General features: G+C 41.0%; 13 protein-coding genes, 1 tRNA gene, 2 rRNA genes, 1 other RNA gene and 1 other annotated feature. Of the genes, 4 read left to right on the top strand and 13 right to left on the bottom strand.

From position 1 onward, the window contains the following. From ACE198_RS27450 to tadA, 8 genes are all read right to left on the bottom strand, one after another. Nucleotides 1-205: ribosomal RNA gene (locus ACE198_RS27450) — 16S ribosomal RNA — on the bottom strand; the annotation flags it as partial. Nucleotides 206-506: 301 nt separating this feature from the next. After that, nucleotides 507-770: a pro-sigmaK processing inhibitor BofA family protein gene (locus ACE198_RS27445; protein WP_098573014.1), complete on the bottom strand. Its 264-nt coding sequence runs from the start codon at nt 768-770 to the stop codon at nt 507-509. An 85-nt stretch (nt 771-855) separates the two neighbouring features. Beyond that, nucleotides 856-1,077 carry a YaaL family protein gene (locus tag ACE198_RS27440; protein WP_026565814.1) on the bottom strand — a complete coding sequence of 74 codons (222 nt, stop codon included), beginning with the start codon at nt 1,075-1,077 and terminating at the stop codon, nt 856-858. Nucleotides 1,078-1,098: 21 nt separating this feature from the next. Further along, nucleotides 1,099-1,695: a recombination mediator RecR gene (gene recR, locus ACE198_RS27435; RefSeq protein ID WP_026565815.1), complete on the bottom strand. Its 597-nt coding sequence runs from the start codon at nt 1,693-1,695 to the stop codon at nt 1,099-1,101. 17 nt (nt 1,696-1,712) lie between these two features. Further along, the gene (locus ACE198_RS27430; protein WP_373561683.1) at nt 1,713-2,036 is read right to left on the bottom strand and encodes a YbaB/EbfC family nucleoid-associated protein; all 324 of its coding nucleotides are present in this window, start codon (nt 2,034-2,036) and stop codon (nt 1,713-1,715) included. A gap of 28 nt (nt 2,037-2,064) precedes the next feature. Continuing rightward, complete coding sequence (gene dnaX / locus ACE198_RS27425) at nt 2,065-3,753, bottom strand: DNA polymerase III subunit gamma/tau (protein ID WP_098573025.1); 1,689 nt, start codon at nt 3,751-3,753, stop codon at nt 2,065-2,067. Nucleotides 3,754-3,890: 137 nt separating this feature from the next. Then, an RNA gene (gene ffs / locus ACE198_RS27420) (signal recognition particle sRNA large type) lies at nt 3,891-4,155 on the bottom strand. Nucleotides 4,156-4,231: 76 nt separating this feature from the next. Further along, complete coding sequence (gene tadA, locus ACE198_RS27415) at nt 4,232-4,753, bottom strand: tRNA adenosine(34) deaminase TadA (RefSeq protein ID WP_375377742.1); 522 nt, start codon at nt 4,751-4,753, stop codon at nt 4,232-4,234. Nucleotides 4,754-4,901: 148 nt separating this feature from the next. Here tadA and ACE198_RS27410 point away from each other — a divergent pair, with 148 nt between their 5' ends. From ACE198_RS27410 to ACE198_RS27400, 3 genes are all read left to right on the top strand, one after another. After that, a complete protein-coding gene (locus tag ACE198_RS27410) occupies nt 4,902-6,188 on the top strand; it encodes a LysM peptidoglycan-binding domain-containing protein (RefSeq protein WP_251463547.1) in 1,287 nt (428 codons plus the stop codon). Between the two features lie 322 nt (nt 6,189-6,510). After that, nucleotides 6,511-7,185, top strand: coding sequence for a deoxynucleoside kinase (locus tag ACE198_RS27405; protein ID WP_375377741.1), 675 nt, complete (start codon nt 6,511-6,513; stop codon nt 7,183-7,185). Nucleotides 7,186-7,323: 138 nt separating this feature from the next. Then, nucleotides 7,324-8,019 carry a deoxynucleoside kinase gene (locus ACE198_RS27400; RefSeq protein ID WP_375377740.1) on the top strand — a complete coding sequence of 232 codons (696 nt, stop codon included), beginning with the start codon at nt 7,324-7,326 and terminating at the stop codon, nt 8,017-8,019. 557 nt (nt 8,020-8,576) lie between these two features. On the opposite strand, the gene ACE198_RS27395 is transcribed toward ACE198_RS27400, so the two are convergent. The 4 genes from ACE198_RS27395 to guaB form a co-directional block, all read right to left on the bottom strand. Next, nucleotides 8,577-8,669, bottom strand: a tRNA-Ser gene (locus ACE198_RS27395). Nucleotides 8,670-8,941: 272 nt separating this feature from the next. After that, nucleotides 8,942-10,222 carry a serine--tRNA ligase gene (gene serS, locus ACE198_RS27390; protein WP_098573035.1) on the bottom strand — a complete coding sequence of 427 codons (1,281 nt, stop codon included), beginning with the start codon at nt 10,220-10,222 and terminating at the stop codon, nt 8,942-8,944. A gap of 92 nt (nt 10,223-10,314) precedes the next feature. Next, nucleotides 10,315-10,538, bottom strand: a binding site (T-box leader). Nucleotides 10,539-10,636: 98 nt separating this feature from the next. Next, complete coding sequence (locus ACE198_RS27385; RefSeq protein WP_375377739.1) at nt 10,637-12,013, bottom strand: D-alanyl-D-alanine carboxypeptidase family protein; 1,377 nt, start codon at nt 12,011-12,013, stop codon at nt 10,637-10,639. 141 nt (nt 12,014-12,154) lie between these two features. Further along, on the bottom strand, nt 12,155-13,618 hold the full coding sequence (guaB, locus tag ACE198_RS27380) for an IMP dehydrogenase (RefSeq protein WP_375377738.1): 1,464 nt from the start codon (nt 13,616-13,618) through the stop codon (nt 12,155-12,157). Nucleotides 13,619-13,725: 107 nt separating this feature from the next. On the opposite strand from guaB, the gene ACE198_RS27375 reads away from it, so the two are divergent. Next, entirely contained in the window at nt 13,726-14,676 is a 951-nt protein-coding gene (locus ACE198_RS27375) for a YaaC family protein (RefSeq protein WP_251463546.1), read from the top strand. Between the two features lie 97 nt (nt 14,677-14,773). Here the strand turns inward: ACE198_RS27375 and rrf are convergent. Further along, nucleotides 14,774-14,890: ribosomal RNA gene (gene rrf / locus ACE198_RS27370) — 5S ribosomal RNA — on the bottom strand. Nucleotides 14,891-15,067: the final 177 nt, after the last annotated feature.

The raw sequence follows: 15,067 nt of genomic DNA, 5'->3' as shown, positions 1-15,067 counted from the left end.
AAACCGACTTTCAGCTTTTCCTCATGAGAGGAAAAGGATTATCCGGTATTAGCACCGGTTTCCCGGTGTTATCCCAGTCTTACAGGCAGGTTGCCCACGTGTTACTCACCCGTCCGCCGCTAGACTCCGAAGAGTCTCGCTCGACTTGCATGTATTAGGCACGCCGCCAGCGTTCGTCCTGAGCCAGGATCAAACTCTCCAAGAAAGTTGATTAGCTCATTTGTTACGTTGGCTTAGCTTCTTAAAAGAAGCTAAAATTTATTGTTTGTTTGCACGATTTTGTTTGTTTAGTTTTCAAAGAACAATTTCTCCGTCACTCAAAAGCGACTTTATTATCTTACCAAGTTACCAACCAGAAGTCAACAACTTTTTTCTTTCGTTTCGCATCGCCTCAGTGACGACTTTTCATATATTACAGCAAATAAAGGCGTTGGTCAACACTTTTTTTGAAATTGTTTTTTATATTTTTCCAAAAAGAAAAACCGCTTTTTTCAGCGGTTTTCGATCTAGAGTACCCAATGTTGAATAGCAGCTAATGCAATCAGACCCGGTATTCCTAAAAAGCCTGAAATGGCGGAGGTGGCCACATTAATCGGTACATGTATACCATAACGGTTTCCTGCTGCATTTAGAAAGAATAAAAATAGCGCCCCAATGACTAACTTGATTGCGGCCTGACCAACAAATCGAGCAGGCTTAAAGGGAGCTCCCGTAAATAATAGGATAATCACTAAACCGCCTAGGATAGATATTACGATAATTGGTTCCAAAAAAGCTATCCCCCTTCTTAAGTCATTTTACTTACAACTTATGTACAAGCTGCCAAGAATAGACCTAAAAAAGGAAATAGCTTATTTATGATTTTATTAAATTAACGTTCCGCTGCTTTGCCTCTCTTAAGAGAAAGATATATTTTGCCTCAGCTATTTTCGTTTGACAAATTACTTCGTCAGAAGGATCGAAACTTTTCTCTAACAGCAGTTTTTCTTGCTGCCAATGCTCTTTAAATCGATTCAACTGCACTAAAAGCTTTTCATTATACTCTTTACGAAGCCGCCCTTTACGCTGAAAAAACATCATTGATTCCTCCGCGTCTTCTTAAAATTCTCTTCGGCCCTCAATCGCTTTGGATAAAGTAACCTCATCTGCATATTCAAGATCCCCGCCGACTGGAAGTCCATGAGCAATCCTTGTTGTTTTAATTCCCGATGGTTTTAACAGACGGGAAATGTACATGGCTGTTGCTTCCCCCTCGATATTAGGGTTTGTCGCTAAGATTACTTCTATTATATTTTCATCTTGAAGACGCTTTAGGAGGCTTGGAATATTAATATCCTCTGGCCCGATCCCATCCATAGGGGAAATGGCACCATGAAGGACATGGTACAATCCATTGAATTCCTTCATTTTTTCCATCGCAATCACATCTTTTGGATCTTGGACGACACAGATGATACTCTTATCGCGGCGCACATCTTCACAAATGTAGCAAGGGTCTTGATCTGTGATATGACCGCAGACAGAACAATACGTTAAATTCCGTTTGGCATTAACAAGTGCTTTAGCAAAATCAAGCACCGTATCTTCCTTCATACTTAAGACGAAAAAAGCCAGACGACCGGCCGTTTTAGGACCGATACCTGGCAGCTTCATAAAGCTGTCAATCAGCTTTGAAATTGGTTCTGGATAATGCATCTTTGGCTATTCCTCTCCTAAAAAGGAAGGTTCATTCCTTTTGTAAATTGCCCCATCGTACTGTTTGTTAACTCTTCAGCCTTTTTAAGAGCATCATTTGTAGCAGCTAAAACAAGGTCTTGAAGCATTTCTACATCATCTGGATCAACAGCCTCAGGTTTAATAATTACATCGACCACTTCCTTATGTCCTGTAACAATCACAGTAACCATGCCACCGCCAGCAGTTCCTTCAATCTTTTTTTCACCTAATTCTTCTTGTGCCTCTGCCATTTTCTTTTGCATCTTTTGCATTTGTTTCATCATATTTTGCATATTTCCCATTCCGCCACCACGCATCATTGTTCATCTACCTCCAATTAATTAGTTATTAATCAATAATCTCCACAAATTCTTCGCCAAATATTTTTTTCGCCTCGGCAATATGTGGTTCTTCTTCCTTTGGTACTTCACTGGTTTCTCCCTCAGCACCTTCATGACTATTCAAAAAGCTTTCGCGAATTGGCAGCCACTGGTCTTCCGGGACACCTAAGATTGTAAATCGTTTGCCTGTTAATTTATATAAAGCGGCGATCACTGCATCCAGAAAATCTGTTCGACTCATCGCCATCTGGCAAATCATTTCATGCTTAAATTTTATGATAAAAGCAGCTGCTGATGCGGCGATAGGCTCGGCATCGTTCAATAGGGCAGCTTGTGATTTTAACAGACTTGCGCGCAATTCTGCCCAATTCGATTTAATCAGATTCAAATCGCTTTTTGTTGCCTGCTTTAATACTTCATTTATTTTTCCGACCGCCGGCTGGAATGCCTTTTTCGCTGATCTTTGGGCTGGCTTTTGTGTTTGCTGCACTGCCTCTTGCGGAGAAGCTGTTACACCATTCGCTTTTAAATGCTCGAGCTCCATCTCCAATTGGCCGATTCTTGTTAAAAGCTGGTCAATTTGAGCAGGCTGTGCCTGTGATGTCTGCTTTACTTCCATTTGACATAGCTTTACAATCGCCACCTCAAGAAAAATTCTTGGATGATTGGTCCAACGCATTTCTTGTTGTGTTTTATTCAAGAGATCAATCAGTTGGTAAATCTGATCTGTTGATATCGTTTCAGCAATGTTTCGAAAATCATCATCCAGCATCACTCGTTCCAGCGATTCTTCAAGGTTTGGTGCCGTTTTATATAGAAGCATGTCACGATAGAACAAGATTAGATCCTCAATAAATCGCATCGGGTCTTTTCCATGAAATAAAAGCTCATCCAACGCTGCTAAGCCGTTTGCGACATCCTTTTCCCGGAATGCCAAAGCAAGTTTATTTAAAAATCCCTGCGAAACCGATCCTGTAACCGTTAATGCATCTTCAATGGCAACATGGTCCTGGCTATACGATATCGCTTGATCCAATAGACTAAGTGCATCGCGCATCCCGCCATCTGCTGCCCGTGCAATCAATTGAAGGGCACGTTCATCACAATCAATTCCAGATTCCTCGACAATTAACTTCATCCGATTGACAATTGCCCCAGCTGTAATGCGTCTAAAATCAAAGCGTTGACATCTTGAAATAATTGTTAAGGGGATTTTATGAGGTTCTGTTGTAGCTAATATAAAAATAACATGCTTCGGCGGTTCTTCCAGCGTTTTTAGCAAGGCATTAAAGGCGCTGATGGATAGCATATGCACTTCATCGATGATATAGACTTTGTAATTCACAGCTGTCGGTGCAAATCTTACCTTATCTAGGACGTCCCGCATTTCCTCCACACGTGAGTTCGAAGCCGCATCAAATTCTAATACATCTGAAATCGTTCCATCGGTGATTCCACGGCAGGCTGCACACTCATTACATGGTTCGGAAACAGGTGATCTCTCACAGTTAATTGCTTTTGCTAATATTTTAGCTGCACTTGTTTTCCCTGTTCCTCTCGGGCCGGAAAAAAGATACGCATGTGATATCTTTTGCTGAAGCAGGGCGTTTTGCAATGTCTTGGTTACATGTTCTTGTCCTACTACATCGAGAAATGTTTGAGGACGCCAAACACGATATAAAGCTTGATACGCCAATTGACACACGCCCCCTTCAAAATTTTCATTCCTTTTTATTATACCTTAATCATTTTGCTTTTTACAAAATGAATCTATTTAATGTGCAAAAAAACTCATCCCAAGTCTGAGATGAGTTAATTTATGTAATATAACTGCCGTGCACCTTCCGTCGACTAACGCCCATAAGCGTTACTTAAGCAGTTAGCTCGGCCCAGGCCACCCTGCGGCACATGGGAGCGTCCACTTAATGCTGCTTCCTTCCGGACCTGACATGGTTCATGGATTCCCATTGCGCAGGACCCGGGCGTCAACACCACTTACTTAAGGCAGACCCTACAGGTCGTTAGCCTCGGGAAGGGATTCAGTCCCGCTAGAGCGGATTGCGGGTACAGGGCACCGCTACCTCCCCACCTAGCACGGCAAAGTTGATACCAAAGTTTAATGCGTCACTATGACGCTTTCTTAGTATACAAATATTTTCGTAAAAAAGCAATCTTTATTCATTGTCATTTTTTGTAAGGTTGTCTTCCTTCATTCTCTTTGCTAACTTTTTTCGCTCTCTTATTTTTCGAAAAAAGTCGGAGAGCAGCTGCCCGCACTCTCTTTCCAAAACACCACTAGTAACGCCGCTTTGATGATTAAAGCGATTATCTTCTAATAGGTTCATCAGTGTCCCCGCACAACCGGCCTTAGGGTCAGCCGCACCATATACCACCCTTTTGACTCGAGATAAAATAATTGCTCCTGCACACATTGGACATGGCTCCAATGTGACATATAATGTAGATTCTTCAAGACGCCAGGTACCTGTCTCTCTACAGGCTTGATCAATCGCAATTAGCTCAGCGTGTGCAATAGCAGTTTGGTCGGTCTCCCGTAAATTGTGGGCCCGAGCGACAATTTTTCCGTCCATGACGAGCACTGCACCAATCGGTACCTCATCTATCGCTTCAGCCTTTTTGGCTTCCTTCATCGCTTCCTTCATAAAATATTCATCAATTGACTGATCTCCTGTCATGCTAATTCCCCTTTACTATTCCCTTGGTCCCATTATTACCAAATTGGAGTTTTAATTGCTTCAGATGAAATTTATAAGCATTATATCATTTATCAGTTTCCTCGCTCATAAAATAGTTGCAACGCATATTTGCTTAGGAGGGATTAGGATGCAAATCCATGTGGTAAGAGGTAATGAAACCTTAACAACGATTGCAAGGACTTATCAAACAACCGTCCAGGACATAGTAGAGGCTAACGATTTACCAAATCCAAATAATCTTGTGATTGGACAGTCGCTTGTCATTCCAATCATTGGGCAATTTTATTTCGTGCAGCCAGGCGATACTTTATTCACCATCTCAAGAAAGTTCGGCGTCCCTTACCAAGAGCTTGCCTCTATCAACCGAATCAACCCGAATCAGCCGCTTAATATAGGTTTTCGTCTCTACATTCCCCAAGGCAAAAAAAGAGATGCTGAATTTAACGCCTACGTTGAACCGCGCGGCACTACCGTAGCCCCAGTCTTAGAATCCAGCGCCCGCGAGGCAGCACCCTATCTGACCTATTTGGCTCCCTTTAGCTTTCAAGCCCGCCGTGATGGAACACTAAAAGAACCGCTGTTGAACAACTTTCCTGCTATCGCCAGGGCCAACCGCAATGTGTTAATGATGGTTATAACCAATCAAGAGAATGATCAGTTCAGTGACGAACTCGGACGAATTTTATTAAATGATATGGCCATTCAAGATAAATTTCTAAATAACATTGTTTCTACTGCTAATAAATATGGATTCCGTGATATTCATTTTGACTTTGAGTTTTTACGTCCGGCCGACCGTGAGGCCTATAATCGCTTTTTACGTAAGGCAAAACATCTATTCGGCAGTAAAGGCTGGCTCATGTCAACCGCACTGGCGCCAAAGACCAGTGCCTCTCAGAAAGGAAAGTGGTATGAAGCCCATGACTATAAAGCACACGGAGAAATCGTTGACTTTGTCGTGATTATGACTTATGAATGGGGATATAGCGGTGGACCTGCAATGGCTGTGTCGCCCATCGATCAAGTAAGAAGAGTGTTGGAATACGCTGTTACAGATATCCCAGCAAGAAAGATTATGATGGGGCAAAACTTGTACGGCTATGATTGGACACTTCCCTTCGTGCAAGGAACGGTTGCCAAGGCAGTGAGTCCACAGCAGGCCATACAGCTTGCCGCAAGACACAATGTCCCGATTCAATATGACATCAAGGCGCAGGCACCACATTTTAGATATACAGAAGCGGGCAAACAGCATGAGGTTTGGTTTGAGGACGCCCGCTCGATTCAAGCCAAGTTTGATTTAATTAAAGAGTTAAATATTAGGGGAATGAGTTACTGGAAGCTCGGTCTTGCCTTCCCGCAAAATTGGCTGTTAATCGTCGACAACTTCAATGTCACTAAACGTGCGACCTAGAAAAGCGGAAGCGCCTTGGGCAGCCCCGACAAGCATAAGACAAGCGCTGACAGAAGGCTGCCTTTTGCCTTCCGAAGTGATTGACTTATGACTCGAGGGGCTAGGCGCTGAAGCTGGACATAAATAATTTTATTTCTACAAAAACTGCCGGGATTCGGCAGTTTTTTCATATATTTGACATAAAACAACTTTCTACTAAATTTTCCTTATCCCTTACTGAGTAAGATTATGATAAAATAAATCTTGCGTGTTTTTTGTGACTAAATAACCAGAAGATCTGGTGAAACATAGAGTGAAGGTAGCTTTCGAAGGAGGACTTGCAATGGGGGATACACCCTTTATTACCGTTGAAGGGCCGATTGGTGTTGGAAAAACATCACTTGCAAAAGCCATTTCAGCGCAATTTAAATTTGCATTACTTAAAGAGATTGTTGATGAAAATCCATTTTTAGGGAAATTCTATGAAAATATTGAAGAATGGAGTTTTCAAACGGAAATGTTTTTCCTCTGCAATCGTTTTAAGCAATTAGGGGATATCAATACCCATTACTTAACTCAAAATCAATCCGTTGTAGCGGATTATCATATCTTCAAAAATTTAATATTTGCAAAGCGATCCTTAAATGCAGACGAGTATCAAAAATATGATAAAATTTATCAAATTCTAACCGAAGATATGCCTAAGCCTAATGTCATTATTTATTTGAATGCCAGCCTCGATACACTTCTAAAACGAATTAAAATAAGAGGGCGTGAAGTGGAAAAGAATATCAGCCCCTTATATTTAGAACAGTTATCGCTCGATTATGAAGAATCAATGACGCTCTTTGAAAAGGAACATCCAGAAATACCCGTTCTTCGCTTTAGCGGAGACGAATTGGATTTTGTCAAAAATGAACAAGATTTAAACCACATTTTTGAACAATTATCATTAGCATTAAAAAAAAGCAGCTGGGTAAGGTGGAACTTCAATCAATGGGAGTTCCATCCCCATTGATTGTTAGTTGAGCCAATCGGGCATTTACGGGCAGTTGCTCCCACTGTTATCCTTTTCGGTTCACTTAGGAGCCTTGGACTGGCCGAGCTTATTGCCCGTTAATGCGGGACTAAAACATTATAGATCAGGGGGATGTTAGTGAGTATCGTTATTGGTGGTATGATTGGTCTCGGTAAAACAAGTGTGGCAGACACATTGAATGCACACTTTCAAAATAAAGGAATTGAGAGTAAGGTGTTTTATGAAACGGTGGATGATAACCCGATTCTCCCGCTCTATTATGAACTGACACCTGAAGAATTAGATGCCAAAAGGATCCCTTTCCTGCTTCAATTATTCTTTTTGAATAAACGTTTTAAAACCGTTAAGGAATGCATTAGCTGGAGAGAGCCTATTTATACAATTCAAGACCGTTCCATTTATGAAGATTGGTATTTTGCCTATGTGAATAAATCGTTAGGCAGGATTTCTGATTTGGAATTTAAAATATATGAAGAATTAGTGGAAAACATGCTGGAAGAACTGAATGAACTTCCCAAAAAGGCACCAGATTTAATGGTGTACTTAAAAGGGTCATTTGATACAGTGATTGACCGGATTATGGCCCGCGGCCGAAGCTTTGAAATAAATCCTGAACTGAAGGAATATTACTTCGAAGTGTGGAAGGGTTATGATGAGTGGGTGATGAACCAGTACTCATCAAGTGAAGTATTAGTGATTGATATGGATACAACAGACGTTGTAAAAAGCGCAGAAGATGCCACTAGAGTTTGCCTTGAAGTGGAAGAAAAGTTGAAAGAAATTCTAAATATAAGAACAGCGCATATTGGATAATCCAATATGTGCTTTTTTATTTATAGGATTGATGCGATGGAGAAACTTCTGAATTTTGCTAGACCGTGCACTTCATTTACCGTTTAGCCTCTTTTTCCCTTCTCCCGGGAAATGGAGACACTCTTCTTTTACCACTTAGCGCCATTTTTTCCTTCACTCGGGAAATGGAGACACTCTTCTTTTACCGCTTAGCACCTTTTTTCCTTCACTCGGGCAATGGGGACACTCTTGATTTACCGCTTAGCACCTTTTTCCCTCAGCTTGGGAAATGGAGACACTTTTCATTTACCGCTTAACCCCTTTTTCCCTTTACTCGGGAAATGGAGACACTCTTCTTTTACCTCTCAACCCCTTTTTCCCTTCACCCGGGAAATGGGGACACTCTTCTTTTACCGCTTAGCACCTTTTTTCCTTCAGCAATCTTCTATCCATAGGCAAATATCCTGATATTGCTCTCAGTTAAACAGTGCATCTAAAAATTGAGCAAAAAAAAAGTTCGTTACATATGATGTAACGAACCTTTATCTCCAGTTTTTATGCGCGATTAGTAAATATTATGGAGGAGGAAGAGGGATTCGAACCCCCGCGCGGTATGACCCGCCTGTCGGTTTTCAAGACCGATCCCTTCAGCCAAACTTGGGTATTCCTCCGTATCAACAGAATCTAATTTACCATACTCATTTTTCTATGTCAACATACTAAATCAAAAAACTGGACAAATTTTTATCTGTCCAGTTTTTTTCTATGTTACACATGCCTGTTGATTTCCACTCCAGGCACGTGCGGTTCGCGGGCGGTCCGGGGAGCCTCCTCGTCGCTGCGCTCCTGCGGGGTCTCCCCTGCCCCGTCCTCCCTCAGGAGTCTTCGTGCCTTCCGCTCAAATCAACAGGGTGCCAACTATATGCTTTAACTTAGACTAAAATTACATTGGTGCTATAACTTCACGGTTGCCCATATATGGACGCAGTACGGTTGGAATCACGACACTGCCATCGGCTTGTTGGTAATTCTCTAAGATGGCGGCGACCGTACGGCCAATCGCAAGGCCTGAACCATTGAGGGTGTGAACGTGCTCCGGCTTTGCCTTTGGTTCGCGGCGGAAACGAATGTTTGCCCGTCTTGCCTGGAAGGCTTCGAAGTTACTGCAAGAAGAAATTTCGCGATACGTTCCATAGCTTGGAATCCAAACTTCAATATCATACTTCTTCGCAGCGGTAAAGCCGAGGTCACCCGTGCACATGCTTAGCACACGGTATGGCAGCTCAAGTAATTGTAATACCTTTTCTGCATCACGTGTCAGCTTTTCAAGCTCATCGTAAGAATCCTCAGGCTTAACAAACTTCACAAGTTCCACCTTATTAAATTGATGCTGACGAATCAAACCGCGTGTATCACGGCCCGCAGAGCCAGCCTCAGAACGGAAACATGCACTGTAAGCAGCAAAGCGGATCGGCAGGGCTTCAGCACTTAATATTTCATCGCGATGAAGATTAGTTACAGGAACTTCAGCTGTCGGAATCAAGAAGTAATCTTCGTTTTCAATCAAAAACGCATCTTCTTCAAACTTAGGAAGCTGGCCTGTTCCAGTCATACTCGCCCGGTTGACTAAATACGGCGGCAATATCTCTGTATAGCCATGCTCATCGACATGAAGATCTAACATAAAGCTCATTAACGCACGCTCTAAACGAGCACCTAGCCCTTTATAAAAGACAAAGCGGCTTCCCGTCACCTTCCCAGCTCTCTCGAAATCAAGAATTCCTAGTTGATCGGCAACATCCCAATGCGGTTTGGCTTCAAATTCAAACTCGCGCACCTTGCCCCATTGTCGTATTTCGATATTATCATCCTCAGTTTCGCCCACTGGAACACTTTCATGCGGGATATTCGGGATGCTCAACATCAAAAGTTCTAATGACTCTTCTACTACACGTAATTCATCATCAAACGTTTTAATCTTGTCACCAACCTCGCGCATTTCCTTGATCAAATGGTCGGCATCCTGCTTTTCTCGCTTTAAAGATGCAACCTGCTGAGATACCTCATTGCGGCGGCTTTTTAATTTTTCTGTTTCGACAATCAATTCGCGTCTTCTTTGGTCCAATTCTTCAAATTGATCGAGAGCAGATAAATCTTCCCCCCGCTTTTGAAGTTTTTCTTTTACTTCTGCAAAATCAGCTCGTAACACTTTAATATCTAACATAAAAATGGCACTCCTTTTTATTCATTTTTAATTTTAGACGATGCCGTGCGGTTCGCATTACCGCTTAAAAAACAAAAAACTCCCGCCCCTAAAACAGGGACGAGAGTTACTCGCGATACCACCCTGGTTGACAGAATAAACTGTCCACCTCAAAAAACGTTAACGGTTTCTACCGAAAGTACTTACTAATCTCAGGATAAGATGTTCCGCACCTTGCTCGAGGAGGGATTCACAAGTTTCATCCACCGGTTCACACCAGCCACCGGCTCTCTTGTAGAATGAGTCTCTTGTTACTAGTTCCTCTCATTGCTTTGATCATTATTTATGATTTTGTATTTATTAATTTACTATATATATTATCCAAAAGCAACCAATTTAAACAAATTGTTTTTGCTTAGCTTTCGTTAAAATAAATTAAAACCATCCCTTAACAGTAGAGGAAATACCATGAAAAACATCTCCAAAAAAGTTACCAATGCCTTTCATCATCAACACAAACCAGTTTGATTTTTCTACATCTTGTGCAGCGATCACATCAACCTTAATCGATTGTTGACCCTCTGAAGTTAAGAAACTAACCTTTTCACCATTTTTTGGTGCGATGGTTACATAACCAACTTTTTCACCCTTCTTAATTGGTGCTGTTAGCTTACCATCTTTAGTCAATTTCTTTTTATCAAGGACTAAGACTGGTTTGTAGTCTTGCTTGCTGCCATTTGGAATCATCATGCTAATGGCTGATTTTGTATAGATTTTAACCTGGTCTTCTTTTCCTTTTGTAACAGGAACCGTTTTTTGACCTTTTACTTGGTAATGCTTAGGAGTAATTTCTTCCTTTGCATAATTTGTAAAAGCATAATCTAGCATTTTTTTCGTTTCACCGAAACGCGCTTTATATCCATCATTTTTTCCGCTATCATCTTTTGCATTTTGGACAACGGTAATAAATCGTTTTCCATCTCTGCTCGCTGTCCCTGTGAAGCAGTATCCTGCAAAATCAGTTGTACCGGTTTTGAGCCCATCCATACCTTCATATCCATATACTAATGTTGGCAGCATCCAGTTCCAGTTTTGCATTACAATTCTATCATCTGTACCTTCACGAAATACCTTTTTAGGCGTGCTCGCTGTTTTTAGAACATCTGGATAATCATTAATGAGATGATAGGCTAATGTAGCCACGTCGCGAGGAGACATCACATTTTCTTCCTCAGCACCAGTTCCTTCTGGTTGCTCACCATTATAATCCTTATTATTTAAGCCAGTAGAATTCACAAATTTACTATTTTTTAATCCAAGTTTCTTTGCTTTTTCATTCATCAACTTGACAAAATTCGTTTCCGAACCGGCAATTACTTCAGCAAGTGCAATGGTTGTCCCATTTGCAGAATAAATAGCCATCGCTTCATATAATTCTCGAACATTATATTTTTCACCAAGGCGTAAAGGGACATTCGATAAACCCGTTGGCTGTGAAATCTTATAAACTAGTTCACTTACCGTATATTCCTGATCCCATTTGACCTTACCGTGCTTCACGGCATCTAGTAAAAGATACTCCGTCATCATCTTTGTCATACTGGCAATCCCTAATGGACTGTCAGCATTCTTTGCATATAAAACCTTACCTGTTTGTCCATCAACTAAAATAGCTCCGTCTGCATTCACATTTAATGCTGCATCTGCCTTCGCTATATCAACACCAGCAAATAGTCCAAAAAATAAAATAAGTGCCAGCGCACTGGCCATACATTTCTGATAAAAATGTTTGTTCACTTTAACGCCCTCCATGAATTTATACACCTTGGTTATTTTAACATAAGTCAATAGCAAATCATAGACGGAGCTATGAACCATCTTATGGCTATTTTTTTCAGTTTCTAGGTATTTTTACATAAAAAACAGAGAAGTCATCGCTTCTCTGTCTTGTTGTTATAGAGAGTAATTCGGAGCCTCTTTTGTGATTTGAACATCATGTGGATGACTCTCTCTTAATCCCGCACCTGTCATTTTAATAAATTGTGCTTTTGTTCTTAATTCCTCTAGATCTTTGGTTCCGCAATAACCCATTCCGGATCTGAGTCCGCCGATAAGTTGATATACAGTCTCTGCTAAAGGCCCTTTATAAGGAATCCGTCCTTCAATTCCTTCTGGTACAAACTTTTTATTATCTTCTTGGAAATAACGGTCTTTTGATCCTTTTTCCATCGCAGCCACTGAACCCATCCCGCGATACACTTTAAAGCGGCGTCCTTGGAAAATTTCTGTCTCTCCTGGACTCTCGGTTACCCCCGCTAATAAGCTGCCCAGCATAACGGCATATCCGCCTGCTGCAAGAGCTTTGACGATATCCCCAGAGTATTTGATGCCGCCATCGGCAATGATTGTCTTGCCATGCTTCATCGCTTCTCCTGCACAATCATAAACGGCTGTAATTTGTGGAACACCTACACCAGCAACGACCCTTGTTGTACAAATCGAACCAGGTCCAATTCCTACTTTGACCACATCGGCACCAGCTTCTATTAAGGCTTTGGTTCCTTCAGCTGTTGCCACGTTCCCAGCAATAATCGTGAGATTTGGATGAGCAGCTCTAATTTCCTTTACCATATCGAGGACACCTTTGGAATGTCCATGGGCTGTATCAAGCACAATTACATCGACATTGGCTTTTACAAGAGCTTCTACTCGTTTCATCGTATCGCTCGTTACTCCAACCGCAGCTCCAGCCAATAAACGTCCTTGACTGTCTTTCGCAGAGTTTGGAAATTCAATCACCTTTTCGATATCCTTAATTGTGATTAATCCTTTTAACTCACCCTGCTCATTAACAAGCGGTAGTTTTTCTATCTTGTAACGCTGCAGAATTTTCTCTGCCTCTTTTAATGTCGTTCCAACTGGGGCCGTCACAAGATTCTCCTTAGTCATAACGTCGGAAATTTTAAATGAATAATCTTGGATAAAGCGAAGATCCCTATTGGTGATAATCCCGATAAGCTTTTGTTCCTCTAAGTTATTAACAATTGGTACGCCGGAAATACGATATTTTCCCATTAAATGCTCCGCATCATACACTTGATGCTCAGGAGTTAGGAAAAATGGATCAGTAATAACCCCGCTTTCTGATCTCTTTACCTTCTCCACTTGCTCTGCTTGCTGCTCAATCGTCATATTCTTATGAATAATCCCTAAGCCGCCTTGCCGAGCCATTGATATGGCCATTTCAGATTCTGTTACTGTGTCCATCCCAGCACTTATGATAGGAATATTTAGCTTTACACTTGGCGATAGTTCTACTTGCAGATTTACATCTCTAGGCAATACTTCTGATTTACCAGGAATTAATAAAACATCATCAAACGTTAAACCTTCTTTTACAAACTTACTTTCCCACATTTTTCAGGCCCCCAGGAAAAAAAATATTATTTGTAGGTTATCAATTGGATAAAATACTGTCAAGGAATAAATATTAGTCTGATTCTTCTGAAAAAGGTGATATAGTCTTGGGTATTCAATATAAAGATTGGAAAAGCTTCTCTTGTTTCTTTTCGGCAGAATATTGCCAGCAATTTTTAAAAAGTTGTTATCAAAAACGGAATATCGAGAATCCAGAGCAAAAAAGCTATGAAAACTGTTATCCATTTTTATATTATCTGGAACATGGGCAAATTTATTATCAACAAGCCAGCAGTTCTCCACTTATTATTAAACCAATTTTACTTTTTTATGGTCTTGTCCATTTAATTAAGGCATGTATATTAACAATAGATCCTGCTTATCCCGAAACAACGGCTGTTTTGGCTCATGGTGTCTCAACAAGGAAAAGAAAGAAACAAAATTATCAATTCTTCCAGGATGAAGTGAAACTTCAAAAAAATGGACTTTTCCCCTTCATCTCTGAAAAATTGTTTCACATGAAACAATTGGAAGGGGAAAAAGTCATAATGGAGGAATTACTTAAGCTTATACCAGAGCTTGATGAATTATTCTTTTTACTTGAGGGGAAAAGGACATTCATTAAGGTAGAGTCCGACCATCAACAATTTCATGTGCCCGAAACCATCTTAGATCAATTCCATATGACTGAAAATCGGTTTAAGGAATTCTTGGCCTCCAAGTTTGAAAAGGGTGTGGAGTTTTCTGAGGAAGGCTTGTCTTTTCGGGTGAACCCGGCATCCTCTGTTGGAAGCTCGCCTTTGAAGTTTCATTTCGAGGAAAATTATTATGCTCTGCCCCTGAACAAGGACCATTATTTTAATTTTCCTGAGCTGCTCATTCATTATTTATTACTTTACAATTTAAGTATGATTGCTCGATATGAAACAGAGTGGTGGAGTGAGTTGACAAAAATGATGCCAAACCAGGATTATCCATTCATTTGCTCATTTCTGGATGTCACGTTACAAAAGGGGCCATACTTGGTTTTTCAGTATTTAATGGAAAAATCAAATTGACAATTTTTAGTTACCGTGGAAGGATTCTTCATCCTCTTCGGTAACTTATTTATTTTCACACGCAAAAAAAACAACCTTTTCAGGTTGTCTTTGCTATGCCTGGCAACGTCCTACTCTCACAGGGACGCGTGTCCCAACTACCATCGGCGCTGAGAAGCTTAACTTCCGTGTTCGGTATGGGAACGGGTGTGACCTTCTCGCCATTGCTGCCAGACTATTTTGTTTGAGGCTTCATTCCCTCAAAACTAGATAATGCTGAAGAAGTTTGTAAACTTGAGTTCACCTAATATTATTGTCTAGCTCCAGCGTCCAGCAACTAGTGTCCTTCGGTCTTTTCCCTACGATAAGTCAACATCGAATCGCTATCGCTCTTCGTGTTTCCTTTATCTCA

Origin of the sequence: Neobacillus sp. KR4-4, assembly GCF_042136325.1 — a bacterium.
Lineage (GTDB): Bacteria > Bacillota > Bacilli > Bacillales > Cytobacillaceae > Neobacillus.
The sequence above is the reverse complement of the archived record's forward strand: the minus strand, read 5'-3'. Positions and strand labels throughout refer to the sequence as shown.